Origin of the sequence: Streptomyces sp. NPDC056600, assembly GCF_042792855.1 — a bacterium.
Taxonomy (GTDB): Bacteria; Actinomycetota; Actinomycetes; order Streptomycetales; family Streptomycetaceae; genus Streptomyces.
Map to the genome: position 1 here is coordinate 1 of NZ_JBHTVQ010000081.1, position 24,997 is coordinate 24,997.

The following is a 24,997-nucleotide window of genomic DNA, read 5'->3' on the forward strand; positions in this document are numbered from 1 at the left end:
GGCGGGGGGCGGCCCGCCCGTCGCCGGGCCGCCGCCCGCCCTCAGGCCGCGGGCGGCCGCTGGTCCACCAGGTGCTCGACCACGCTCCAGTCGAGCCGGGACTCCTCGGTGCCCTCGGGGACCAGGCTCCAGGTCCGGTCGAGCCAGTGCTGCACCGGCTCCAGGGGCAGGTCGAGCAGCGCGTAGCCGGTGGCGCCCTGCAGCAGGATCCGGGCGTGGGTGCTGCCGCAGCAGCCGCACCGGCAGCCGCCGGACGGCCAGACGCGGACGTCCCCCTCGCCGGTGGGCTCGTACAGTCCGTCCTGCAACAGGTCCCGGGAGAACACCCAGCGGGTCCGGCGGTTCTCGTCGGAGGGGAAACTCACGCTCACCCCGAAGGGCTCCGCGGGGTCGTAACCGAGGTGCACCGACAGCGGCGTGGCCGCCTCCTGGTTCACCACGAGGTGGCAGGTCAGACAGGTCTCCACCGGGAGCTCCTGCGGGGGCCGGCCGTCAGGGCCGGGGCGGTGCGCGGGGGACATGGGCAGCACTCCTGGGGCGGGGGACGACGCCGACGCGGGCGGTGACGCCCGTTCGTCCTTCGCCGGTCACTGTGACGGCTCCCGTTGCTCACCCGCCAGACCAGTGGGTGTTCACCCGCCGCTCACTCCCGTGCCCGCACGGGTCCGCGCCCTCCTCCGGTCCGGGTGGCGGAGGCGGATTCCCGCACGTCGGAGCGGCGTATACATTGCGCGGATGAAGCGTGAAGCGAAGAGCCTGGCGGAGCGGCTGCGGTGGGCGCGGGAGCGCGCCTTCGTCGGACGTTCCGCGCAGCTGGCGGTGTTCCGCGAGGCCCTCGCCGGCGGCGACGGCGCGCCCGCGGTGATCTACGTCCACGGGCCCGGCGGCGTGGGCAAGTCGACCCTGCTGCGGCGGTTCGCGGACGAGAGCCGGGACGCGGGCCGGCCTGTGGTCGAGGTGAACGGCAGGCTCGTCGACCCCTCGCCCGCCGGGGTGGAGGCCGAGGTCGCGGGCGCCCCCGCGGACGCCGTGCTGCTCGTCGACGCCTTCGAGCACTGCCAGGGACTGGAGAGCTGGCTCGTCGACCGCTTCCTGCCCGCCCTGTCGCCGCGGACGCTGGTGGTGCTCGCCGGCCGGGAGGCGCCGAGCCCCACCTGGACCGCCGACGTCGCCTGGAGCGAGATCCTGGCCGTCCTGCCGCTCGGCGACCTCGACGAGACCGAGGCGGCACGGCTGCTGGAGCTGCGGGGGGTGTCGCCGGCCGTGGGCCGGCGCGTCCTGCGGTTCGCCGGCGGCCACCCGCTGGCACTCAACCTCGCCGCCGGCATCGCCACCGACGGCAACGGCGGGGACTGGGCGCCCACCCCCGACGTCCTGACGGCGCTGCTCCAGCAGATGGTGGGAGACGTCCCCTCGCCCACCCACCGGCTCGCCCTGGAGGTGGCCGCGCACGCGATGACCACCACCGAGGGACTGCTGCGCGCGGTGGTCGGACCCGAGCGGGGCGCCGAGATGTTCACCTGGCTGCGGCGGCTGCCGATCGCCGACTGGGGGCGGCAGGGCCTGTTCCTGCACGAGATGGTCAGCGACGCCATCGACACCGACCTGCGCTGGCGGGACCCGCAGGCGTACGAGGAGATGCACCGCCGCATCGGACACATCCTGCTCGAGCAGGCCCGCACCGCCCCGCCGGCCGAGGCCATGACCGCGATCCGCGAACTCACCTACCTCAAGCGCTACGGGTCGATGGGCGAGTACTTCCAGATGCGCCGGGAGGGCGACTTCCACGAGGACGTCCTCGGGCCGGACGACCACGAGGCCGTGCGCCGGCTGATCGCGCTCACCGAGGGCCCCGAGTCGGCGGCCGTCGTCGACTTCTGGCTCGGGCGGCAGCCCGAGGCCTTCTGGCTCTACCGCGACTCGGCCACCGGTGAGGCGGCCGCGTTCATGACCTGGCTGCGGATCTCCACGCCCGGCGAGGACGAGCTGGCCGCCGACCCGATCCTCGCCCAGGCGTGGGAGTACGTGGGGCGCACCAGTCCGATGCGCCCCGGTCAGCACATGCTGGTGGCCCGCTTCTTCGTCAACCCCGCTGCCTACGGCGAGATCTCCCCGGTGCAGCACCTGATGCAGCTGCGCATCTGCGCCGACTGGATCCGCTCCGAAGGGCTCGCCTGGTCGTTCCTGCTCAGCCCGTTCGCCGACCTCTGGGACCCGCTGATGCGGCACCTGGGGCACGAGAGGGCCACGGACATGCCCTGGCCCAACGGCTACACGTACTCGCTGTTCGCCTGCGACTGGCGGACCACCCCGCTGTCGGTCTGGTTCGACCGGACCCAGCCCGGCGCGCTGACCGAGGAGCCGCCCGCCGTGCCGACGGCCGGCCCCGCCGCCCCGCTGACCCGCGCCGACTTCGACACGGCCGTCCGCGCCGCGCTGCGCGACTGGCACCGGGAGGACGACTTCGCGGCCGGACCGCTGCTGCGGGCACGGATGGTCACCGGCCTGCCCGGCCACACGCCGGACCGCGCCGCGCAGCTGCTGCGCGAGCTGCTCACCGACGTCGTCGACGCCATGCGCGCCGACCCGCGGGACGCCCGGGTGCACCGGGTGGTCGCCACCACCTACTTCCACCGGGTGCCCAACCAGATGGCGGCGGCCGAACGTCTGGGCCTGCCGTACAGCACCTACCGGCGCCATCTGCAGCGGGCCCACGAGCGCCTGTGCGACGCGCTGTGGCGGCGGGAGACCTCCGACCGCCCGGCGCCGGTCAGGGCCGCGACGGCCGACGCGCACCGGGCGGCTCCGGCCGGGGTGGTTGAACAGTGAATGACCCGCTTTTCGCGGGGATCCGCCGCATGGGGCGGGAATGAGACGTCCTGTTGGGGCGCGCGCCGGGGCGCAAAGGGCGCTAAAAACCGTTGGCGCGATGTGATGGCTTGCGCAATTGCCAGAGACATTCTCGGGCACCGTCGTTAAACCGTCACGAGGGTGACGACGGCGAACGGTTCCGCCCGATAATTTTCGTGGCCATGACAGCGCGATAAGGCCGCTCCGGAGATCTTCGGAAAAGCCGTACACGCAGCTGGGAATGGGTGGGCAAAGCCGATCATGGAATGCGGCGGCATATGCCCCCGTGGGTATCCGCGTATGCGTTTCGGCCAAGTCCGGACAGCTGTCTAGGCGGATGCCTGTGAACGTTGGAGCATGAGGGAGCCGGCTGTTGGATGGGGCGCCAATTGGCCGACAAGTGGCTTCCGCGCCGCACCGGACGCGCGGGGAACAACGGGAACAGGGGGTCTCCACGGTGGATCTGTTCGGTACCGCCACGCACGACGAATTACGGTCCAGGGTGCGGGAGTTCGCCGAGACGGAGATCCGACCCCGGATCGGCGAGCTGGAGACGGAGAAGACCGTCGGCGAAGTCGGGCACAAACTCTCCCGGATGATCGCCGAACAGGGCTGGATGGGCGCCACGATAGACCCCGTGTACCAGGGCATGGGCGTGGGCCACCTTGGCAAGACCGTGATCATTGAGGAACTCTCCCGCGTCTGCGGCGCGATGGGCGCGATGGCGCAGGCGAGCATTCTGGGCGTCGCCAAAATCATTCACTTCGGCGACGCGGCCCAACGCGCCGCCTGGCTGCCGCGGATAGCCAAGGGCGCGTGCCTGCCCACCATCGCCGTCACCGAGCCGGGCTCGGGCGGCCATGTCCTCGGCATGACCAGCAGCGCGGTCCGGGACGGCGGCGACTACGTGCTCACCGGCCGCAAGGTCTATGTGGGCAACAGCCACGTGGGGGACCTGCACGGCGTGGTGGTGCGCACCGGGCCGGGATCGCGCGGGCTGAGCGCCTTCCTGGTCGAGGCCAGGCGGCCGGGCGTGCGCCTGGCCCCGCAGCAGGAGTCCATGGGACTCCACGGCTTCTCCTTCGGGGAGATCGTCCTCGACGGCGTCCGGGTGCCGGCCGCGAACCGGCTCGGCGAGGAGGGCCAGGGCCTGGACGTCGCCTACTCCTCCTCCACGCTCTACGGCAGACCCAACCTCGCCGCCGTGTCGCTCGGCATCCACCAGGCCGTGGTCGAGGAGACCGCGGCCTTCTGCACGGAGCGGATCCGCTACGGCCGGCCGCTGAAGGACCTGACCAACGTCAAGATCAAGCTGGGGGAGATGCAGTCCCGTCTGATGACCGCCCGGACCGCGCTCTACCACGCGGTCAGCCTGCTCGACCACGGCATGCCGTGCGACGAGGAGATGATGAACGCCAAGGCGGTCAACGCGGAGTACGCCATCACCTCGGCCCGGCAGGCGATGGAGATCCACGCGGCGGCGGGCCTGTTCACCGACCGCGCGGTGGAACGGCACGTGCGGGACGCGTTCCACATCCTCGCGCCGGCCGGCACCTCCGACGTCCAGTACCTGCGGCTCGCCGAGACGGCGCTGGGCGAGGGCAAGGGCTCCTGGTCCGTCCGCCTCGCCCACGTGGCCCGCACCATCCCGCCCGGCCCGGAGCGCGGGCTGCTCGCGGTGTGAGCGCCCGCCCGTGCGGGCGGCGGAGGGCCCGGTCGGGGGACCGGGCCCTCCGCCGTGTCCGGAGCCCGGCCGTTTCGGCCCGCGGCCGCCGTGTCCGGCGCGCCCGGCCGCTCAGCCCACGCTCTCGGGCCAGACCCCGTAGGCGAAGCCGCCGGTGACGTCGTCGACGGTCAGCCGCCAGTGGTGACCCGTCGGCATCCTCGGGGCCACGCCGGTCATGAGCTCCTCCTCGAGCTCCTCCCTGCTCCACTCCTCGGGAGGCACGACGCCCACCAGCCGGGCGTACAGCCCGGTCAGTGCCGCCTGCAGCACCTCGTCGTCCGCCAGCAGCTGCGGAGGCACCCGCAGATGCGCGCCGGGCCACAGCCGCGAGGGGACCACGGCTGCGCGGGCCAGGGCCCGTGCCCGCGCGGGGCTCAGTCCGGCCGCCTCCTCCACCTCCACGGCGTCCGCGCCCTCGTACCGTGCCTGGAGCATCAGCCGGTCACGGGCGGCGCAGGCCGCCGCGACGTGCTCGGCGTGCCACCGCAGGCGCTCCAGAAGCTCCTTGACCCGTACCCCGCTGTCCTGCGCGCCGCTCACGACACCTCCACGGGCCAGGGGGACGCGTTCGCGGGCCGCGGCGCCCGCGCCACGGTCGTCAGCGCCGGATACGGTTCGCCCGGCGGGGTGGTGGCGTACATCGCGCACGTCAGCGGCCGGATGCCGCTGAGCCGGTGCTCGCCGTGGTCCTCCATCAGGTCCTGGGGGATGCCGGTGATGAAGTCCCGCTCCAACAGGTGCTCCGCCGCCTGGATGTGGGCGCGCACCGTCTTGGGCGCGATGCCGACCCGGGCCGCGGCCTGGTCGACGTGGAACTCGCAGGTCACCCACGCCCGCAGGGTGCGGACCAGGTCGCGCCGGTCGGTGGCGAGGGGACGCAGCGTCTTGTCGGCCCAGGCCCGCACCTCCTGACTGGTCAGCAGGTCGTGCAGGGTGGCCGGCGGGCCGGACTCCGCCGCGCTCCCGGTGCCGTGCATCCGCACCACCTGGATCGCCAGGGACAGGGCGATCCGGTGCATGGTGAGCTCCGGGTCCAGTCCCACCGCCTCGCAGGTCTGGGCGACCCGCCGGGCCAGCGTGTTGCGGTGCATGCCCAGCACCTTCGAGGCCGCCGTGGTGCGGAACTCCAGGGCCATGGCGGTCAGTTCGAGCTGCCGGATGCGGGCGGTGCTGAGGATCGGCTGCAGCAGCGCGGAGGCCCAGGACCGGGCGGCCTCGGCGGGCAGCACGTCGGCGAGGCCCGGCGGCCGCGGCGAGGCGATGACGATCCGCTCGGGGTAGTGGGAGGCCCGGGTGAGCGCGGCGAGGGCCTCGTCGTAGGCGTCGCCCACCGCCTTGAGCTCGTGCGGCTGACTGCCGCCGATGTGCACGCCCGCGGTGCGGAACACCTCCAGCAGGTGCCGCACGGTGTGCTCGTGCTCCTGCTCCTTGACGAGCGGGACGACGCTGATGATGTGGTTGTCGAAGGCCGGGCAGGCCACGGTGAGCGCCTGCCCCGCGAACAGCCGGTCGGCCTGCGCCATCACCAGGGCCCGCCCGGCCCGCCCGCAGTCGGCGACGTAGACCTGGGCGTGCGTGGGGTCCAGCAGGCCCGGCATGATCGAGGCGGTGACCCGCTGGGCGTCGACCGCGTGCCCGGTCATCAGCAGCTGGAACGCCGACAGCCGCACCTGGCGGACCGCGTCGGAGACCACCATGTCGCCGGAGCGCTGCCCGCCGGGCATGGCGACGGTGAGCACCTTGGCGGCGCAGGTGGTGAGCTCGGTCTCGGCCTGTCCCAGCGGCCTCGGCGTGCCGACCACGAGCGCGCCCTGCGCGCCCAGCGGCACCGAGGAGACGTGCAGTCCGTCGAGCGCCTGCCGCGGCTGGTCGGGGTGCTCCAGCGCGGCCGCCAGGGTGACCGGCGCGGCGGGCGGGGCCGCCGCCCGCACCCCGCCGGCGTCCCGCACGACGACGCTGCCGGGCAGCTCCTCCGCGAGGTACTCGGCGACCCCGGTGACGGTGTCCGCCCGCGGGTGCGCGAGCTGGTCGAGCAGGGTGCCCAGCCGCGCGGCGTGCCGCCGGGCGGCGGTCACGCACAGCTCGGCGACGCGGTGGGTCAGCAGCGCCTTCCAGTCGCTGAGCGAGTGCGAGGTGGTCAGCAGCGGCAGCCGGTGCTGGGCCGCGGTGTCCCGCAGGGCCGGGTCGAGGGTGTCGGGGGTCGCTCCGGACACGACCAGCGCCGCCGCGCCGCCGGCCGAGAGGGTGAACATGATCCGTTCGGCGTCCTCCAGGTATCTGCTGTGCGTGACGATCAGCGCGTGGGCGATGTTCGACCGGATCCAGTCGGTGTCGGACAGCACCTGCGCGGACTGCACTTCCCGGTCGTCCCCGACATGGCACGCGGTGATGCCGAGTTCGGGGTACGCCGGTAAATCTCGGACGGTCAACATGTGCCTGTCTCACTCCTCGTCGCTGGGGCGTACGTCGCGTCCGTCGCGCCAAGTCGAAAGGTTTCTTCTGCCTTTGCGGGTGGTGGAGAACAGCACCCCCACGTGGGCAGGGCAGGCGCGGAACGGGCTGGGTCGCCGGGCGACCGCGGTGATGGGGGCGGTCAGGTCCCAGAGCATGTCGACGGCCGTCTCGGTCGCGGCCTCCGCGATGGTGGTCGCCAGACCGGGCGCCGGGCACTGGTGGACCCCCGCGGACCAGGCGAGGTGACTGCGGTCGTGCGCGCCGCCGTCCCCGGGGCGGTGGGGATCGACGCCGGTGGCCGCGTGGTGGATCAGCACGGGGATGCCCGGCGGGACGTGCACCCCGTGCAGCACGGTGGGGCTCACCGCGTAGTAGGCGGACATGGTGGCGGCCGGGCAGCGGCGCGAGAGGGTCTCGGTGAGCGCCGCCCGCACGGTCACCGAACCGCCGATCAGCCGGGTCGCGTAGGCCGGGTCGGCGACCAGGGCGTGCAGGGTGGTGCCGATCCAGGCCGCGGTGGGCGCCGCGCCCAGGATGATCAGGGCGATCACCTGATGGCACACCTCGTCGTCGCTGAGGCCGGCGGGGTGCGCCAGCAGCCAGGACGCGAAGTCGCGGGACGGGTGCTCCCGTTTCTCGTCGAGCACCTCCTGGACCATGCCGTACAGGTCCCACCACGCGGTGGTGGCGTCCGGCTGGGCGTCGGCGAGCCGGTCGGTCGCCGCCCGCACCCGGTCGGCCTGCTCGGGCGGAAGACCGGCCAGTCCGGTCATGGTCCGGGCCACCACCCGGTCCGCGTACTCGGCCATCAGGTCCAGGTGGCCACGTTCGGCCACGTCCTCGATCAGGTCCCGTGCGTGCCGCTGCACCGTCTCGCGGACCGCGTGCAGGTTGACCGAGGCCAGGCAGTCGCCCACCGCGCGCCGCAGCCGCTCGTGCCGCTCGCCGTCGCTGTGGTGCAGTCCCGGCGTGGCCAGATAGGTCAGACGGGAGGGCACCACGCCGCGGTTCAGCGCCTCCCAGTGACCGGGGTCCTTGCGGAAGGAGGGGCCGGTCAGCACCTCCCGGGCCGCCTGCCAGCCCGTCACCACCAGGACGTGGATGCCGTCGGCGATCTCCGCCCAGGCCACCGGGCCCTGCGACCGCAGGTGCGCGTACAGGTCCTGTTCGTCCAGGGCCGTGCCGTGAAGTCGGGGGACACCCGCGGAAGTCGTCATCGCACCTGGATCTCCTTGGGACTCAGGACGTCCTTGACCAGGGCGATCAGGGACTGCTTCGCGGATTCGCGGGCCCGCGCGTCGATCCGGATCATCGGCCGGTCGTCGGGCAGGCTCAGCGCGTCCCGCAGGACCGGTTCGGGGTACACGGGCGCCTGGGGGAAGTCGTTGATCGCGATGACGTACGGCAGGCCGGCCTCCTCGAGCAGACCGATCGACTCGTAACAGGCGTCCACGTGCCGCGTGTCGACGAGGACGATGCCGCCCAGCGCGCCGTTGAGCAGGGAGCGGATCATGTCGGCGAAGCGGGGCTGGCCGGGCGCGCCGAACATGTAGACGACGATGCCGCCCGCCAGCGTGCGCCGTCCGAAGTCCATGGCGACCGTGGTGGTCGTCTTGGCCGCGGTCGGCAGGTCGTCGACCATCTGCCCCGCCTGGCTGAGCCGTTCCTCGGTGCGCAGCGGCCGGATCTCGGAGACCGTCTCCACGAGGGTCGTCTTGCCGACGCCGAAGGCGCCGAGCACCACGATCTTCACGGAGGTGGACCCCGGAGGCAGGTAGTGCGGACGTCTAGAGTCGCTGAAGGCCATCGAGTATCCGTTCCAGGAATTCTTTCTCGTGCGGCTGTGCCTGCGGGACGAACGGGTCGGCCGCCAGCAGGTTCCCCCGGGTCACCAGATCGGTCACCAGCACGCGGACCACCCCGCCGGGCATCTCCAGGTGGGCCGCCACCTCGGCCACCGACACCACTCCCGGCGCGCACAGCGCCAGCACCCGGTGAGCCTGCACGCCCAGGCCGGTCCGCGGCGCGGTCGGGGCGAGCGAGAGGAGGGTGGCGTGGTCGGTGCGCAGCCGCGGGGGTTCCGGGACCTCGTCCACGCCGGCCCGGTCCACCTCGCCGGAGGGCTCGTCCTCCGCGAGGGGGATGACCGTGTGGGAGCGGACCACCCCACGTCGGGTGTGCCCGCCGGCTGCCGGTCCGCCGCTCATTGCCCGGCGGTGAGCTGCCGTTCGCGGGCCTCCAGGTACGAGCCGAGCCCTTTGATCAGTTTGAGGCTCTTGCCGATCGCGGCCTGTACCCGTGGCGACCGGTCGCCCTCCACGGCCACCGCCAGACCGGTGTTCCGTCCGGCCGACAGGACCGCCACCGTCATCTCGGTGAAGTCGATGATGTTGTACTTCATCCGCATCTGGTCGGGACGGCTGCCGGAGAACTCCAGGAAGACCGAGGTGTGCAGCGACGCCAGTCCGCTGAAGGCCGCGCTGAGCTTCTCGGCGGTGTCCCGGGGGATCCCGTCGGTGTGGGTGAGCATCATCCCGTCGCTGGAGAACAGCACGGCGCCGGTGACCCCGTCGCCGAGCAGGGTGTTGAGCTGGGGCGCCATGTCGACGGTGTCGGCGGTGGCATGGGTGTACTCGGACATCTCAGGCTCCTTGGTCGTTCGTGCCGTCGCCGTAGCCCTCCATCAGGGTGTCCATCACCCGTCCCAGGTCCGCGGTGAACGTCTCGGGGTCGGGAAGAGCGGCATGGGACCGGGGCGACGGCGCGGCATGGCGGCGCGGCGCGCGCGGCTGTCGTTTCGGGAGGACGGGGAGCTCCGGTGCGGCGGGGGCGGGCGCGCCGAACCCGTGGGCGGGGTCGGGCAGTCGCGGGGTCTGTGCCTGGTACGCCCCGTTGTGCTGGGCGGGCGTCAGGCGGGCGGGGGCAGGGGCAGGGGCAGGGGCGGGTGCGGTGACAGGTGCGGCGGCGGACGGCGGTGGCGTCGCGGCCCAGGCGTCGGAGGTCCGGGTGTCGGCGGCCCAGGCGTCGGAGGTCCGGGTGCCGGAGGCCCAGGCTTCGGCGGGCGGGGCGACCGCGGGCGGGGCGAGGGCGGCCATCGGCGCGCGGGGACCGGGGACCGCGGGGGGCCGCGGGCCGCCGGGGAACTCCGGCCGCACCGCATGCCGCAGGCCGCCCGCGGAGGCGGGCTCCTGCGGAACCTCCTCCTGCAGGTGGGCGTCCGGGACGAGCAGGTCGGCGCGCATCCCGCCGGCGGCGGACGGCGAGAGACCCGCCCGCAGTCCGTACTCGGCCATCAGTCGTCCCACCACCAGGAATCCGAGCCGTCCGGGCTCCGCCAGGTCCGTCACCCAGGCCCCGCCGGCGGAGAGGGAACGTTCCGCCTCCTCGAGCTGCAGCGGAGCCATGCCGAGTCCCTGGTCCTCCACCGAGAACCGGATCCCGTTGGGCACCCGCTGCACATGGACCGAGACGGTGCCTCCGGAGTAGGCCGTCGCGTTGGCCAGCAGCTCGGTCAGGGCGACGATGGCCGGTTCCACGATCAGGCCGTCGACGACGATCTCGCCGGTGTCGACGTGGTAGGCGTAGTCGACGGCGCTGCTGTGCCGGATGCGGCCGCGGGCGCTCTCCACGATCTCCGCCACCGTGCAGCTCGCCCGCTGCACGCCCGGCCAGGAGTCGGTCAGGATCCGCAGCCGCTGCACGCTGTGGACGCCCATGGTGACGCTGTGGTCGACCTTGGTGAGGATGGAGCGCACGTCCTTCGCCCCGGCGTACACGCCGCCGCCGGTGAGCTCCAGGTCGTCGAGACCGTCGTCGATGTCGGCCTGGGCGTGGGTCAGGGCCGCCTGGACCTCCTCCGCGATGCCGCGCAGGGCCCCGCGCGCGGACTCCTCCACGCCGCGCCGGACGACGTCGCCCGCGCCGCGGACCAGCCCCTCGGCAGCCGTGAGATAGCCGGCCACCTCGGTGCCATCGAACACGGCAGGGTGTGCGAGTCCGGCCGTGGCCGGCACCCGCACACCCTCCAGTTCCTGCACCACCTGGGGGAGTCGCCGCTCCACCAGGCACTCCAGCTCGCTGATCACCTGCTGGGCGTACTGCCAGTGCCGGCCCTGCTCCTGCCGGGCGAGTTCGGCGGCCTCGGCCTTCTCCCGGGCGGCCGCCAAGGCCTCGTCCAGTTCCCGTGCGACGCGGCGCCTGCCCGGCAGACACGCCGACCACACCACGATCGCCGAGCCGAGCGCGGACGACGCTCCGATGACCAAGTCCGTGTAATCGAGCACGCGTTATCGCCAATCGACCAGGAGTTTTCGACGTCGCCCGCGGGGACGCGATGCCGGGCCTCGCCGGCGATCACTTCTCCGGAGCGTGTGCGGCAGTCCCGGACCTTTTGATCTTTCGTCCGGGAGGAACTGATCGGACCACCGCCCGCTTTCACGGTCGGCCGGACCGGGATCAGCCCTGAGGATGGAAGGCGAGCACCCGGCAACCCGACGAGGACGCCGGGAAATGCACCGAACCAGGATGCCCGATAATCACGGTGCCAGGACCGTGAACGGCGTCACCGTCACTGAACTCGCCCTCCAGGACGTGCAGGATCTCCAGCTCGGCGTGCTCGTCCCTGCCGAACGCCGCACCCGGGGCGAAGGTCAGTTCCATGAAGACCGACGGGTCCTCCGCCGTGCCTTCCTTGAGGATCTTCGCGGTGATGCCCTCCTTCACTTCCTTCGGTGGGACTTCGGTGATCGAGAGAAATCGGAACCCTTCGAGCATGTGTCGTTTCCTTCGGATCCACGGCCGCAGGGGAGCACTGCGCGGAAGCAGCCCGGGCCTCAAGTGGCGGGATCAGGAGACTATGCCAGCAGCATGAGTCGAAGGCAGGGGCCTGGTGCACAATTTTCGGCCGAATCAGGGGTCCCGTGCACCGCGGGAGAGGGTTTTCGGAAAAGCGTTGGGCAATGGTTGAACGCTGAGTTGCGAATCATGAAAAGGGAATCAACGGGCGGGACCGCGCATGCTTTTCGGGGCGTACGAGGGCCCGGCCGCCGCCCGTGATCACCCTTCGGTCACCGCCTTGACCGGCCGTCGGGCCGCGACCTACAGTTCAGGCGGCAGTTCGCAAATGAAGATGGCGTCCACATATGTAGACATCAGGAGCCCCGAGGTGCCGATGTTCGACGGCGTACTGTTCTTCCCGGTGACCCCCTTCGCGAGGGCCGGGCACATCGACAAGGCGGCGCTCGCCGAACACGTCGGGCGCGGACTCGACGCCCGGCCCGGAGGCGTCTTCGCCGCCTGCGGCACGGGGGAGTTCCACGCCCTGGACCCCGAGGAGTACGGCGAGGTCGTCCGCACCGCGGTGGAGACCACGGCCGGCCGCGTCCCCGTCTTCGCCGGCACCGGCGGACCGCTGCCGCTGGCCCGGCGCTTCTCCCGCATCGCCCAGGACGCCGGGGTCGACGGCCTGCTGCTGCTCCCGCCCTACCTGGTCGAGTCCCCGCCCGCGGGCCTGGTCGCCTACACCCGGCAGGTGGCAGCCGCGAGCGAACTGCCGCTGATCGTCTACAACCGGTCCAATGCGCGCTTCACCCCCGAGGCGGCGGCCGAGGTGGCGCGGCTGGAGAGGGTCGTCGGTTTCAAGGACGGCGTCGGCGACCTCGACCGGCTCTCCCGCACCGTGCTGGCGGTCCGCTCCGCCCTGGCGGGCCGCGACAAGCCGTTCCAGTTCTTCAACGGCATGCCCACGGCCGAGGTGACCGTCCCGGCCTACCGCGGCATCGGCGTCCAGCTCTACTCCTCGGCCGTGTTCTGCTTCGCGCCGGAGATCTCGCACGCGTTCCACCGCGCCGTCACCAGCGGCGACGACGACACCCGCGACCTCCTGCTGCGCGACTTCTTCCACCCGCTGGTGGCGCTGCGCGACCGGGTGCCCGGCTACGCCGTCTCCCTGATCAAGGCCGCCATGGCGCTGCGCGGACAGGACGTCGGCGGTGTCCGGCCGCCGCTGACCGATCCGGCCCCCCAGCACCTCGAGCGCCTGCGCCGTATCGTCGACGCCGGGCTGGAGATCGCCGCGCGCTCCGGGAAGGAGGCCGTCCGATGAGCGACGCGATACGGATCACCTCCGTCACCGTCACCCCCGTCGCCTTCCGCGACCCGCCGCTGCTCAACGCCGTCGGCGTCCACGAGCCGTACGCGCTGCGGGCCGTCCTGGAGGTCCACACCGACCAAGGGCTCACCGGTCTCGGCGAGACCTACGCCGACACCGGGCACCTGCGCCGCCTGCGCACCGCGGCCGAGGCGCTCACCGGTCTGGACGTCCACCACCTCGGCGCCGTCCGTGCCGCCGTCGCGCGGGCACTCGACGGCGACACCGGCAGCGACGGACACGGCCTCACCGGGATGATCACCACCAGCAGCACCGTCGACCGGGTCTTCTCGCCCTTCGAGGTCGCCTGCCTCGACGTCCAGGGCCAGGCCGCCGGACGCCCGGTCAGCGACCTGCTGGGCGGCGCGGTCCGCGAGCGGGTCCCGTTCAGCGCCTACCTCTTCTACAAGTGGGCCGCGCACCCGGGCGCCGCACCCGACGCGTGGGGCGAGGCGCTGGACGTGGACGGCATCGTCGCCCAGGCCCGCCGCATGGTCGACGACTACGGCTTCACGGCGCTCAAGCTGAAGGGAGGAGTGCTCCCGCCGGAGAAGGAGATCGACGCCGTCCACGCCCTGCGCGACGCCTTCCCCGCGCTGCCGCTGCGGATCGACCCCAACGCCGCCTGGACCGTGGAGACCTCCCTGCGGGTGGCCCGGGAACTCGAAGGCGTCCTCGAGTACCTGGAGGACCCCACCCCGGGTCAGGAGGGCATGGCGGCGGTGGCCCGAGAGGCCTCGATGCCGCTGGCCACCAACATGTGCGTGGTCTCCTTCGAGGAGGTGGCCCCCGCCGTCTCCCGTGACGCCGTGCAGGTCGTGCTCTCCGACCATCACTACTGGGGCGGCCTGCGCCGCTCGGGTGTGCTCGCCGGGATCTGCGACACCTTCGGCCTGGGCCTGTCCATGCACTCCAACTCCCACCTCGGCATCAGCCTCGCCGCCATGACCCACCTGGCCGCCGCGACGCCCAACCTCACCTACGCCTGCGACACCCACTGGCCCTGGAAGGACGAGGACGTGATCGCCCCCGGGGCGCTGGCGTTCGAGGACGGGGCGGTGGCGGTGCCCACCGGCCCGGGGCTCGGGGTCGAGCTCGACCGGGACGAACTGGCCCGGCTGCACGAGCAGTACCTCGCCTGCGGCCTGCGGGACCGCGACGACACCGGCTACATGCGCAGCGTCGACCCCACCTACCAGAAGAAGGTGCCGCGCTGGTGATCCGGACGGTCGGCGTCCCGCCCCACAGGGGCTGAGGCCCGCCGACCTCGTGGGGGCACGGCGCGCCGCGCCCCCACGGCGTCCTGCCACGGCTCAGCGGATGCCCTCCCGCCGCAGCGTGCCCGCCAGCTCGGTCCGGTGGTGCAGCACGGCCTCCGAGACCCGGGCGATCTCCTGGTCCGAGGCGTGGTCCAGCGGGATGGAGCAGCTGATCGCGTCCGTCGCGGGGATGCGGTACGGCACCGCGGCGGCCACGCAGCACAGCCCCGGCGTGTTCTGCTCGTTCTCCAGCGACCAGCCGCGCGCCCGCACGCCGTCCAGCTCGTCGGCCAGTTCCGGGCGCCGGGTCACGGTGTGCGGCGTCAGCGCCTCCAGCGGCTCCGGGAGCAGCGCGTCCACCTCCCGCGCCGTCAGCTCCGCCATCAGCGCCTTGCCCAACGCGGTGGCGTGCGCCGGGAGTTGACGTCCCACCCGGGAGGTCAGACGCCGTGAGTCGGTGGCCTCACGGGTCGCCAGGTAGATCACCCGGGCCTCGTCCAGGCGCGCGTAGTGCGTGGTGTACCCGACGTCCGCCCGGAGGCGCTCGATCTGGCGCACCGCGTGCGGCAGCGCCGGATCGCGGTCCAGGTAGGCCGTCCCGCACAACAGGGCCCGGGGGCCGATCCCGTAGGCCGCGGACTCCCCGCCGTCCTCCGACTCGATCCACTTCATCGCGGCCAGCGTGCGCAGCAGCGCGTACAGGCTGGAGCGCGGATACCCCGTCAGTTCCCGCAGCCTGCCCAGCGTGAGGCGCTCGGGCGAGGAGGCCAGCGCCTCCATGATCCGCACGGTCCGCTCCGCCGACTTCACCGGTCCGCGCCCGGACTCTTCCTCCCGTGCCAACGAAACCCTCCGAAACATCGACGCATCGATTGACCGCCCCTGTGCGCGGCAATAACCTGCACGCGAATTCAAGGCATGAATGAAGACTCAGTCTACATACGTGGACTCGTGCGGGCTGCACTCGCTCGTCCGTTCCTCCCGCTCGTCGCCGAATCCCCCCACCGCTCGCGATCGCGCGGATCGCCGCGTTCGCTCCGACATCGAGGAGTTCGTATGGCTTGGCCGGACTGGGTGGCCCTGGCGGGCTACTTCCTGGTGATGCTGCTCATCGGATTCTGGTCGCACCGGCGCATCACCACCGTCAGCGACTTCTTCACCAGCGGCGGGCGCATGCCGTGGTGGCTGTCCGGCATCTCGCACCACATGTCGGGCTACAGCGCGGCGGTGTTCGTCGCCTACGCCGCCGTCGCCTACAGCTACGGCATCACCATCTACATATGGGCGTTCGTACCGCTGGCCCTCTCCACCGCCGTCGGCGCCTTCGTCTTCGCCCCCCGCTGGAACCGGCTGCGCATCAAGTACGACGTGGCCTCACCGCTGGAGTACCTCGCCCGGCGCTACAACGTGCCCACCCAGCAGGCGCTGGCCTGGAGCGGCACCCTGCTCAAGGTGTTCGACGTCGCCGCCAAGTGGGCCTCCGCGGCGATCCTGCTGAACGTCTTCACCGGTCTCAGCCTCCCCGTCGGCATCCTGGTCACCGGCCTGGTCACGCTCGTCTACTGCACCGTCGGCGGGCTCTGGGCGGACGCCCTCACCGACTTCGGCCAGTTCGTCATCCAGGGCATCGCCGCCCTCACCATGCTCTGGGTCGTCATCGACCAGATCGGCGGCATCGGCCGACTGGGCGCGGCCCTCGACAGGCTGCCCGACGGACACACCGAGCCGCTGGTCGGCCCGTACACGGCCGGCTTCCTCACCGCCTACGTCGTCATCAAGCTCTTCGAGTACAACGGCGGCATGTGGAACCTGGCCCAGCGCTACATGGCCACCGACTCCCCGCCCTCCGCGAAGCGTTCGGCGCTGCTGTCCGCGTCGCTCTACCTGATATGGCCGGCCATCATCCTTTTCCCGTCCGTGCTCGGCCCCGTGATCATGCCGAACCTCGAGAAGCCCGAGCAGGTCTACGCGCTGATGGCGCAGGACCTCCTGCCCGCCGGTCTCGTCGGCCTGACCGTCGCCGGCATGTTCTCCCACACCATGGCCATGGCGTCCTCCGACGCCAACGCCATCTCCTCCGTCGTGGTCCGCGACATCCTGCCCGCCGTCAGCAGGCGCGCCCGCGCCTTCGACCCCCGGACGGGCCTGCTCGCCGGGCGCGTCTGCACGGTCGTGTTCATCGGCGCGAGCATGGTCGTCGCCCTGCAGGCCGAGGCGCTGGGCGGCCCGCTCGGCATCATCGTCGCCCTGGTCGCCGCCGTGATGGGCCCCATCTCCATCCCGATGCTCCTCGGGCTCCTCCCGGCCTTCCGCCGCTGCGGGCCCTGGGCGGCCCTGGTCTCCTGGGCCTGCGGTCTCCTCGGGTACGTCGCGGTGAAGTACTGGCCCGGGAACGGCACGGACCAGACCCTCACGGTCGCCACCCCGCTGCTGACCTCCCTGGTCCTCTTCGTCGGCATCGGCCTGCTGTTCCCCGAGCCCAGCGCCGACGCCGACGAGATCACCCGCGCGGTCGGCCCCGACGGCGACGACGGTCCCGGCGCCGACCCCACCCCCGCACCGCTCGTCGGCACCACCGGCTGAGACCAGCACGAACACCGGGTCGTCGGCCCCTGCCCGCTCCCCCGGGCAGGGGCCGATGCGGTGTCCCGTCCCGACCCGGCCGGTGTGCGGCGGGGGAGGGGAGCGGCGGCGTGCGGCGGGAAGAGGAGCGGCGGCGTGCGGCGGGGTCAGGCCCACACGTCCGAGAAGTCGATCTCCCGTGCCCACTCCGGGTGGTCCGTCAGCGGATTGCGGTTGCCCTGTATCTCGGCGACGGCCGCGTTGCGGTGGCGTTCGTACTCGTCCACCGGCTCACGCTCGTGCCAGGCCAGCAGGACGGGCAGCCGGCTGTGGGGGAACTCCCCGCTCTTGCCCACCAGGCCCGGATAGCGCAGCAGGAAGTACAGCGTCGCCCGGGCGACGGCCCCCTTGCCGTGCACCGGCTCGAAGCCGCCCGCCTCACGCAGACCGCAGTCCTCCCGCACGACCTCCTCGAAGTCCGGGAAGTCCTGGTAGGGGATGTTGCCCCGGAAGCTGTTGCACCCGGACTCACAGGCGAACAGATGGTGCAGGTCGCCCCGCATCGGCTCACGCTTGGCGAACCAGGACTGGGGCACCACATGCTCGCAGTTGAACGGCGAGGCCGCCTCCAGCGTGTCCAGTTCCGAGGCGAGCTCGCCCGGACCGGCCGTGCTCTCGCGGAGCAGGAAGTCCTGCATGCCGGTGAGCCGGACCGCCTCGGCGGCGACGTCGGCGCGGATGAACTCCTCGGCGTCGAAGGCCTTGCCCGAGTAGACGCTCCGCAGCCGGCGGTCGGGACGCAGGTCGACCCACGGATAGACCATCCGCGCCGGCTGGTAGGCCGGGCGCCTGTGGTGCGTGTCCTCCAGCAGGGCGGTCAGCGCCCGGCGCAGCGCGCCACCGTCGGCCGTCGCCCCCAGCTGGGCGTAGTAGGCGTCACGGGCCCGGCGGTCGCCGTCCGCGTCGTAGTAGACCCGCTCGTCCCCCAGCCGGAGGCTGACCAGGGCGGCGGCCAGATCACGCTCCGCCGACTCCCGGACGGCCGTCGCCGCCCGCGCCGCCCCGGACGCGACCGGCGAGGGCGGGGCGGCGCCGGCCCCCGGAGCGGCCGCCGCGTCCCGCGCGGCGTCGCTCGGTGCGTCCCTCACCGGGAGCCGGAACATCTCGTCCCGCAGCCGTGCGGCCGTGCCGGTCAGCGGCAGCGTGCCCAGCGCCCGCAGGACGCTGCTGACGCGCACGCCCTCGTTGGCCTTCCAGGCCACCCGGTGCTCTCCCTCCTCGGGACGCCAGACGCTGCCGTCGACGTCGAGCGGGCGGCCCTCCTCGTCGGTCTCCGGCACGGCGCTGTGGTGCAGCGCGACGACCTCCCACTGGTCGTTGAACACCGGAGAACCCGAGGAGCCGGGCGCGCTGTCGGTGGTGTACTGGACGAAGCCGTCCAGCAGGTCGACCACCGTGTTCTCGCGCAGCGCGAGCTGCTTGGGCTCGCCGTTGGGGTGCTGCACGATGTTGACGGTCTCGCCGACGAGCACCTTGCCCTGCGCGCCGTCCAGCGGCAGCCAGCGGTAGTCCGCCGGCCTCCCGGCCCGCCCCGCCCGTCCACCACGGGCGTCCCCCGTGCCCTCGGCCTCCCGCAGGTCCTGCTCCGCGACCGCGACGACGGTGAAGTCCAGGTCCCGGTCGGTGGCGAAGAACCGCCGCGGCTCGAGCGCGAAGACCACGGGCGTGAGCGGGCGGCCGTCCGGGCCGTCCTCGAAGTCGAACTCGACCACGCCGCGCTCCGCCTCCTCCACGTCGCGCAGCACATGGTTGTTGGTCATCAGCAGCGACGGCGAGACCATGAACCCGGTGCCGTGAAGGCCGCCCCCGGGCCCCCGCACCGTCACCCTGCCGACCGACCGGGCCGCGACCCGGCCCGCCTCCAGGAAGGCGACGCCGATCAGATCGTTGCGCCCCATGACCCGCTCCAGGCCCAGCAGGTCGGGCCCGAACGGCACGGCCGCCACCGACGGCGCGCTGTTCGCCGTCGCCCGGGGACCGGTCTCCGCCCGCTCGACCGACCGGGCGAGGGACCAGTCGGCGTTCAGACGGGCCAGCCGCCCGGCGACCCTGTCGGGATCGTTGGCCTGCAGCACACCACGGCGGTCGACGGCCCGCAGGCGCTCCTCGCGCCGCACCGTGCGGGAGTCGAACCGCCGCGCGGCCCGCCTCAACTGCTCCGGATAGTCCGTCCCGGCCCGGGACACGTGCTCCGCGATGGTCATGACCCTTACCTCGCCTCGTCGTCCCCCTTTCATTGTGCGCGCGGCGGACCGGGATCTTCCTGCCCGGACGGCATGGTGCTCGGTTCAACCGTCGCCCGTTCAAACAGATCCGGGCCGGGCGGGCCGGGCCGGGCCGTGGCGCGCGGGTCTGGGGCTCGTGGCGTGGGGAGGGCTGGCGGTGCGGGCGGAGGGGGGCGGCCTCAGCGGAAGGCGGTCTCGCCGGTGAGGGCCTTGCCGATGACCAGGCTGTGGACCTCGCTGGTGCCCTCGTAGGTCAGTACCGACTCGAGGTTGTTGGCGTGCCGGAGCACCGGGTACTCCAGGGTGACACCGTTGGCGCCGAGGATCGTGCGGCACTCCCGCGCGATGGCGATGGCCTCGCGGACGTTGTTCAGCTTGCCGACGCTGACCTGCTCGGGGGTGAGACGGCCCTCCTCCTTGAGGCGGCCGAGCCGCAGCGCGAGCAGCATGCCCTTGTCGAGCTCCAGGGCCATGTCGGCGAGCTTCTGCTGGGTGAGCTGGTAGGAGGCGAGGGACCGGCCGAAGACGGTGCGGTCGGCGGCGTAGGAGAGCGCGGTCTCCAGACAGTCGCGGGCCGCGCCGATCGCGCCGAAGACGATGCCGAAGCGGGCCTCGTTGAGACAGCCGAGCGGGCCGGACAGGCCGCGGGCGCCGGGCAGCATCGCGTCGGCGGGCAACCGGACCCCGTCGAGGACGAGCTCGCCGGTGACACTGGCGCGCAGCGAGAGCTTGCGCCGGATCTCGGGCGCGGAGAGACCGGGCGTGCCGGTCGGGACGACGAAGCCGCGCACCCCCTCGTCGGTGCGGGCCCACACCACGGCGACGTCGGCCACCGAGGCGTTGGTGATCCACATCTTGGCGCCGTCGAGGATCCAGTCGGAGCCGTCGCGCCGTGCCCGGGTGCGCATGGCGCCCGGGTCGGAGCCCGCGTCGGGCTCGGTGAGGCCGAAGCAGCCGATCTTCTCGCCGGCCGCCATCCCGGGCAGCCACTGCCGCCGCTGCTCCTCGGAGCCGTACGCGTGGATCGCGTACATCGCCAGCGAGCCCTGCACCGACACCAGACTCCGCAGCCCCGAGTCGACGGCCTCCAGCTCGAGACAGGCCAGACCGTAGGAGACCGCGCCGGCCCCGGCGCAGCCGTAGCCCTCCAGATGCATGCCGAGCACCCCGAGCTTGCCGAGCAGCCGGGCCAGCTCACGGGCGGGGATCTCGCCCTCCTCGAACCAGTCGGCCACGTGTGGACGCAACTCCCGCTCGCCCAGCGCGCGTACGGTCCGCTGGATCTCGCGCTCCTCGTCGCTCAGCAGGCCGTCGACGGCGACGAGATCGAAGGGGTGGACGGGTGAACTGGTCATTCCTGGCCTCCGTGGTACACACGCGGCGGGCGGGGTGCGGCCCTCAGTCAACCTTGCATCGGATAGTGGATCCAGTGTGGGTCCCGCCACTCCGGCCCTCCGCGAACTGCTGGAGGCGGGAGAGGCCGTCCGGCAGGCGGCGGCCAGGGCCGACGCCGGTCTGCCCGCGACGCTGGAGCGGGCCCGGACCGAGGTGGAACGGGCGCGCAGGCGACACCGACGAGCCCCTCCGCCTCCTCGACCGACACCGCGCGCACGCCGGCACCCGGCCGGAGCGCGTCCTCGGGACCGGCCGATCGGCACCGCAAATCCCCATGACAGCAGGTCAGCCGACCGCATAGGGTCCCCCGGCATGGATCCTGCCGAGTTCTACACGGGCATCGTCGCCGACATCTACGGCCCGCTGAAATCCTCCTCCCACGACCCGCGGACCTACGCCGCCTTCGTCGAGGAAGCCGGCCTTCCCGCGCTGGAGCTGGGGTGCGGCGACGGAGACCCGCTGCTCGAACTGCGCCGTCGCGGCCTGGACGTCGACGGCGTCGACTCCTCCGCCGACATGCTGGAGCGCCTCCGACGCGCGGCGGACGAGCAAGGGCTCACCGTGACCGTCCACCACCAGCGGATGGAGGCGCTGGACCTGCCCCGCCGCTACCGGTCGGTCTTCCTGGCCGGCCCCACCTTCACCCTGCTCCCGGACGACGCGACGGCGCTCGCCGCACTCCGCGGCATCCGCGCGCACCTGCTCGACGACGGCACCGCCCTGGTGCCCCTGTTCATCCCCGAACCCACCCCGGCCGGACAGATCGGCCTGGCGCGGACGGCCACCGCACCCGACGGCGCCGAACTGAGTGTGTCGGTCGTCTCCGAGCACCGCGACGAGACGGCACGCACGCAGACGGCGCTGCTGCGCTACGAGCGCCGGCTCGGCTCCGACCACGCAGTCTCCGAGCGGCCGTGGGTCCTCCACTGGTACCCCCGCGACGTGTTCACGGAGCTGGTCACGACGGCCGGGCTGACCGTGGCGGGCGTCACCGACCCGCAGGGCCGGCCCGCCCCCGCCGACGCCACCGGCATGACCTACTACAAGCTGCGGCGCGCCGCCTGACACCTCTACAGGTCGGCTGCGGCAGGCGGCAGCGGCCAGCCTGTGTACGCCTCGGAGAGGTAGGCGCGCCCCGCAGCCGACCCGACGACCGAGCGCAGCTCGCCGAGCTGGCGCAGGCGGTCGAACTCGTCGGCGCCCGGCTGGAGATGGAGCATGCTCGTCATCCACCAGGAGAAGTGCTGCGCCTTCCAGATGCGGTCCAGAGCGGTCCGCGGGAAGGCGTCCAGCAGGCTCGTGTCCCGGTCCCGCAGCAGCGCGCGCAGGGCGTCGGTGAGCAGGACGACGTCGGCGACGGCCAGGTTCATGCCCTTGGCGCCGGTGGGCGGCACGGTGTGGGCCGCGTCGCCGACCAGTACGACCCGGCCACGGCGCATCTCGTGCGCGACGAAGCTGCGGAAGCGCAGCACGTCACGCTGGAAGACGCGCCCCTCCTTGAGCGTGGTGCCGGGCACGCGCGACTGCAGGATCCGCCACAGCTGCTCCTCGGTGTACGCCGAGGGGTCGTCCTGCGGGTCGCACTGGAAGTACATCCGCTGCACCTCGGCGCTGCGGCTGCTGATCAGCGCGAAGCCGTCCGGCGAGTTGCTGTAGATCAGCTCCTCGGAGCTGGGCGGCGCCTCGCACAGGATGCCGAACCAGGCGAAGGGGTACTCCCGGAAGTGCCCGCCGTACGCGCCGCTCACGGCCTCGCGCGCGACCCCGCGGGAGCCGTCCGCGCCGACCACCACCTCGGCCTCGATCTCCACCCGTCCGCCCTCGGCGTCCCGGGCGACCACCCGCGGCCGGTCGGTCTCCGCGTCCTCGACGCGCTCGGCGGTCACCTCGAACCGCAGGTCCTGGCCGGCGGCGAGCCGTGCGGCGATCAGGTCCTTCAGCACCTCGTGCTGCGGGTAGAGCCACACCGCGCGGCCGACGCTCTCCGCGAAGTCGATCCGGTGGCCCTCCCCGTCGAAACGCAGCTCGACGCCCTCGTGCCTCTGTCCGACGCGCAGCACCCGGTCCGAGGCCCCGGTCCGGTCGAGGACCTCCACCGTCCCCTGCTCGAGGATGCCGGCCCGGATCGTGCTCTCGATCTCCGCACGGCTGCGGGAGTCGATCACGACCGACTCGATGCCCTGACGGTCGAGCAGGTGGGCCAGCAGCAGGCCGGCGGGGCCTGCGCCGATGATCGCGACACGGGTGCGTACGTGCATGGGCGTCTCCTTGACGGCGGACGGATGGCAGGAGTCTCGCCCCGCGGCGGCCCGGCTGACGACGGGGTTTCCCGTTGAACGGGAATCGAGGGCGGGGGACTCGCGCGTGTCCGTGCGACGGGACCTCAGGGTTTGTGGGTCGTCCAGAGCAGTTCCGCGGGCCAGCGGTGCGCCCAGTCGGGCGGGTCGGTCTCGTTGTAGCCGTTGGGCGTCCCGGGTCCGGGCCGCGCCTCGATCAGGTCGTCGATGACGAGACCCGCACCACGCAGGACCCTGACCCAGTCGCCGTAGGTGAGCTGATAGCTGGTCGCGCCGTCGCCCTCGGCGACGGCGTCCAGCCCGAAGTAGTCCTTCTGGAGCGTCGTGGTCACGCGGGCGGCGGCTTCGTCGTAGCAGACCTCGAACCACGGGCTGGCGACGTTGAACACCAGGCGCCCGCCGCGGGCCAGGACGCGTGCGGCCTGCGGGACGACCAGGTGAGGGGGCGCCCAGCTCAGCCCGCCGAAGTCGCAGAACACCAGGTCGAAGCTGCCGGCGGCGAAGGGCAGCTGTTCGGCGGCGCCCTGCACCAGCGGATGACGGGTCGCCCCCGTAACCCCCATCGCCCGTTTCGCCGCATCGAGTTGGGACTCGGACAGGTCGATCCCGACCACGGTGGCGCCTTCGGCGGCGAGCGCCCTGGACCACTGACCCGCGCCGCAGCCGAGCTCGAGGACGCGCTTGCCGGTGACGTCGCCCAGAGCGCCCAGGTGCGCGTCGGGGATGGAGTACATGCCCCACAGTCGCGGTGCGGCGCCGATCCGCGGGTCGTGCTTCCGCTGGTAGGTGCCGCTGATCCGGTTCCAGAGCCGCCTGTTGGCGGGGATGCTGTCCACGCGCCGACTCCAGCACCGCCCGGCGGGGCGGTCAACCCGATAACGGCACCGGCCCTCGCCCCGGTCCGGCCTTCGAGACCGGCGGGCGGCGGAGACGTCGGGAACGCCGTATGTGGTCGACCTGTCCGGTGACGGGCCCTGACCCGGCGAGCCGGGCGACGAAGCCATCGACCATCGCGCTCCGCACGTCCTCGGAGAACCGTCCGGGGTCGAAGAGTGCTTGGATCACGAGTCCGTGGACGAAGGCGACCCCGGCAGCGACCGGTCGCCCTGTCCGGCGGCCGGCGTCTCGTCGCGGGGCGACCCGGTACGGAGAAGGCGCAGCGCCTGTGGCGAGCAGCAGTCACCAAAGCGGCCCGTGGTAGCCACTTCCTCCGCACGCTCAGGGGCGCCGGGCCGCGAGTGCGGTGGAGATCCCGGCGGCCGCGGCCCGGAGCTCGTCCGCGGCCGGACGGGTGGGAGTGTCGCGGGGGAGGACCACGGACAGGGCGGCGACCACCGGCCCGCGTCCCTCCCGGACCGGCACGGCCACCCCGGTCGAGACGGCCTCCACCGTCCCCGGCGCGACCACGACGCCGGCGCGGCGGACCGAGGCCAGCACCCGGCGCAGCCGCGCCGGATCGGTCTCGGTCTCCGGCGACACCGCCTCGAGCGGCCCGGTCAGGACGCGCTCCTGCAGCTCCCGGGGCCCGTGCGCCAGCAGGACCAGACCCGAGGACGAGGCGTGCAGGGGGAGACGGCCCGCGATCCGGGTGATGTTCGCCCCCGCCTGTGGATGGGAGAGCCGCTCGATGAAGAGGGTCTCACCGTTCTCCAGGACGGCGAGCTGCGTGTGCTCCCGGATCCGCGCCTGCACCCGCTCCATGAACGGCAGCGCCGCCTGGCGCAGCCTCAGCGCGTGCGAGCCGCGCAGGGCCAGCTCCCACAACCGCATGCCCAGACGCACCCGGTGCTCCTCGTCGCGCTCCAGCAGGCCGCACGACACCAGCTCGGCCACCACCCGGTGCGCCGTGGAGGACGGGAGGTGCGCCCGTCGCCCGATCTCCGACGCGCTCTGCACGGTGCGGTCGGTGTCGAAGGTTTCCAGGACGCGGACGATCCGCTCGGTGACCGTCTCGCCGGACGGTGAGTTCGCCATTCGCCCACGGTGCCACATGCACGGCGGCGTCCCCCGGCACGGGTGCC

General features: G+C 72.8%; 21 protein-coding genes. 6 read left to right on the forward strand and 15 right to left on the reverse strand.

Annotated elements, in window-relative coordinates; translation table 11 throughout:
- Positions 1-41: 41 nt before the first annotated feature.
- Positions 42-521 (reverse strand): SsgA family sporulation/cell division regulator, encoded by a 480-nt coding sequence (locus ACFRAV_RS28370; protein ID WP_382559532.1) that lies wholly within the window; start codon positions 519-521, stop codon positions 42-44.
- A 214-nt stretch (positions 522-735) separates the two neighbouring features.
- Here ACFRAV_RS28370 and ACFRAV_RS28375 point away from each other — a divergent pair, with 214 nt between their 5' ends.
- Positions 736-2,829: an ATP-binding protein gene (locus ACFRAV_RS28375; RefSeq protein WP_382559535.1), complete on the forward strand. Its 2,094-nt coding sequence runs from the start codon at positions 736-738 to the stop codon at positions 2,827-2,829.
- Between the two features lie 478 nt (positions 2,830-3,307).
- Complete coding sequence (locus ACFRAV_RS28380; protein ID WP_382559537.1) at positions 3,308-4,534, forward strand: acyl-CoA dehydrogenase family protein; 1,227 nt, start codon at positions 3,308-3,310, stop codon at positions 4,532-4,534.
- A gap of 111 nt (positions 4,535-4,645) precedes the next feature.
- On the opposite strand, the gene ACFRAV_RS28385 is transcribed toward ACFRAV_RS28380, so the two are convergent.
- From ACFRAV_RS28385 to ACFRAV_RS28420, 8 genes are all read right to left on the reverse strand, one after another.
- Positions 4,646-5,116: a hypothetical protein gene (locus tag ACFRAV_RS28385; RefSeq protein WP_382559539.1), complete on the reverse strand. Its 471-nt coding sequence runs from the start codon at positions 5,114-5,116 to the stop codon at positions 4,646-4,648.
- Positions 5,113-7,008 carry a helix-turn-helix domain-containing protein gene (locus ACFRAV_RS28390; protein WP_382559541.1) on the reverse strand — a complete coding sequence of 632 codons (1,896 nt, stop codon included), beginning with the start codon at positions 7,006-7,008 and terminating at the stop codon, positions 5,113-5,115. Before ACFRAV_RS28390 ends, ACFRAV_RS28385 begins: the two co-directional genes overlap by 4 nt.
- Positions 7,009-7,017: 9 nt before the next feature.
- Positions 7,018-8,247 carry a cytochrome P450 gene (locus tag ACFRAV_RS28395; RefSeq protein ID WP_382559543.1) on the reverse strand — a complete coding sequence of 410 codons (1,230 nt, stop codon included), beginning with the start codon at positions 8,245-8,247 and terminating at the stop codon, positions 7,018-7,020.
- A complete protein-coding gene (locus ACFRAV_RS28400; protein ID WP_382559545.1) occupies positions 8,244-8,837 on the reverse strand; it encodes an ATP/GTP-binding protein in 594 nt (197 codons plus the stop codon). The genes ACFRAV_RS28395 and ACFRAV_RS28400 overlap by 4 nt, the downstream gene beginning before the upstream one ends.
- Positions 8,818-9,237: a DUF742 domain-containing protein gene (locus ACFRAV_RS28405; RefSeq protein ID WP_382559547.1), complete on the reverse strand. Its 420-nt coding sequence runs from the start codon at positions 9,235-9,237 to the stop codon at positions 8,818-8,820. The genes ACFRAV_RS28400 and ACFRAV_RS28405 overlap by 20 nt, the downstream gene beginning before the upstream one ends.
- On the reverse strand, positions 9,234-9,671 hold the full coding sequence (locus tag ACFRAV_RS28410) for a roadblock/LC7 domain-containing protein (protein ID WP_351116556.1): 438 nt from the start codon (positions 9,669-9,671) through the stop codon (positions 9,234-9,236). The genes ACFRAV_RS28405 and ACFRAV_RS28410 overlap by 4 nt, the downstream gene beginning before the upstream one ends.
- 1 nt (position 9,672) lies before the next feature.
- Positions 9,673-11,313 carry an ATP-binding protein gene (locus ACFRAV_RS28415; protein WP_382559550.1) on the reverse strand — a complete coding sequence of 547 codons (1,641 nt, stop codon included), beginning with the start codon at positions 11,311-11,313 and terminating at the stop codon, positions 9,673-9,675.
- Between the two features lie 172 nt (positions 11,314-11,485).
- Entirely contained in the window at positions 11,486-11,803 is a 318-nt protein-coding gene (locus ACFRAV_RS28420; RefSeq protein WP_351116559.1) for a cupin domain-containing protein, read from the reverse strand.
- Between the two features lie 397 nt (positions 11,804-12,200).
- Here ACFRAV_RS28420 and ACFRAV_RS28425 point away from each other — a divergent pair, with 397 nt between their 5' ends.
- Together ACFRAV_RS28425 and ACFRAV_RS28430 are read left to right on the forward strand one after the other, a co-directional pair.
- Positions 12,201-13,133: a 5-dehydro-4-deoxyglucarate dehydratase gene (locus tag ACFRAV_RS28425; RefSeq protein WP_382559552.1), complete on the forward strand. Its 933-nt coding sequence runs from the start codon at positions 12,201-12,203 to the stop codon at positions 13,131-13,133.
- Positions 13,130-14,398 carry a glucarate dehydratase family protein gene (locus ACFRAV_RS28430; protein ID WP_382559554.1) on the forward strand — a complete coding sequence of 423 codons (1,269 nt, stop codon included), beginning with the start codon at positions 13,130-13,132 and terminating at the stop codon, positions 14,396-14,398. Before ACFRAV_RS28425 ends, ACFRAV_RS28430 begins: the two co-directional genes overlap by 4 nt.
- Positions 14,399-14,491: 93 nt before the next feature.
- On the opposite strand, the gene ACFRAV_RS28435 is transcribed toward ACFRAV_RS28430, so the two are convergent.
- Positions 14,492-15,280, reverse strand: coding sequence for an IclR family transcriptional regulator (locus ACFRAV_RS28435; RefSeq protein WP_382559556.1), 789 nt, complete (start codon positions 15,278-15,280; stop codon positions 14,492-14,494).
- Between the two features lie 213 nt (positions 15,281-15,493).
- Between ACFRAV_RS28435 and ACFRAV_RS28440 the strand changes: the two genes are divergently transcribed.
- Positions 15,494-17,020: a sodium:solute symporter family protein gene (locus ACFRAV_RS28440; protein ID WP_382559558.1), complete on the forward strand. Its 1,527-nt coding sequence runs from the start codon at positions 15,494-15,496 to the stop codon at positions 17,018-17,020.
- A gap of 146 nt (positions 17,021-17,166) precedes the next feature.
- Here ACFRAV_RS28440 and ACFRAV_RS28445 read toward each other — a convergent pair whose 3' ends face one another.
- Entirely contained in the window at positions 17,167-19,263 is a 2,097-nt protein-coding gene (locus ACFRAV_RS28445) for an endonuclease (RefSeq protein WP_382559560.1), read from the reverse strand.
- 200 nt (positions 19,264-19,463) lie between these two features.
- The gene (locus ACFRAV_RS28450) at positions 19,464-20,639 is read right to left on the reverse strand and encodes an acyl-CoA dehydrogenase family protein (RefSeq protein WP_382559562.1); all 1,176 of its coding nucleotides are present in this window, start codon (positions 20,637-20,639) and stop codon (positions 19,464-19,466) included.
- 352 nt (positions 20,640-20,991) lie between these two features.
- Between ACFRAV_RS28450 and ACFRAV_RS28455 the strand changes: the two genes are divergently transcribed.
- Positions 20,992-21,744 carry a class I SAM-dependent methyltransferase gene (locus ACFRAV_RS28455; RefSeq protein ID WP_382559565.1) on the forward strand — a complete coding sequence of 251 codons (753 nt, stop codon included), beginning with the start codon at positions 20,992-20,994 and terminating at the stop codon, positions 21,742-21,744.
- A gap of 5 nt (positions 21,745-21,749) precedes the next feature.
- Here ACFRAV_RS28455 and ACFRAV_RS28460 read toward each other — a convergent pair whose 3' ends face one another.
- The 3 genes from ACFRAV_RS28460 to ACFRAV_RS28470 all read right to left on the reverse strand — a co-directional run bounded on the left by ACFRAV_RS28460 (position 21,750) and on the right by ACFRAV_RS28470 (position 24,950).
- Positions 21,750-22,937, reverse strand: a complete 1,188-nt coding sequence (locus ACFRAV_RS28460; protein ID WP_382559568.1) for a 4-hydroxybenzoate 3-monooxygenase — start codon at positions 22,935-22,937, stop codon at positions 21,750-21,752.
- 125 nt (positions 22,938-23,062) lie between these two features.
- On the reverse strand, positions 23,063-23,812 hold the full coding sequence (locus ACFRAV_RS28465; RefSeq protein WP_382559571.1) for a class I SAM-dependent methyltransferase: 750 nt from the start codon (positions 23,810-23,812) through the stop codon (positions 23,063-23,065).
- Between the two features lie 382 nt (positions 23,813-24,194).
- Entirely contained in the window at positions 24,195-24,950 is a 756-nt protein-coding gene (locus tag ACFRAV_RS28470) for an IclR family transcriptional regulator (protein WP_382559573.1), read from the reverse strand.
- Positions 24,951-24,997: the final 47 nt, after the last annotated feature.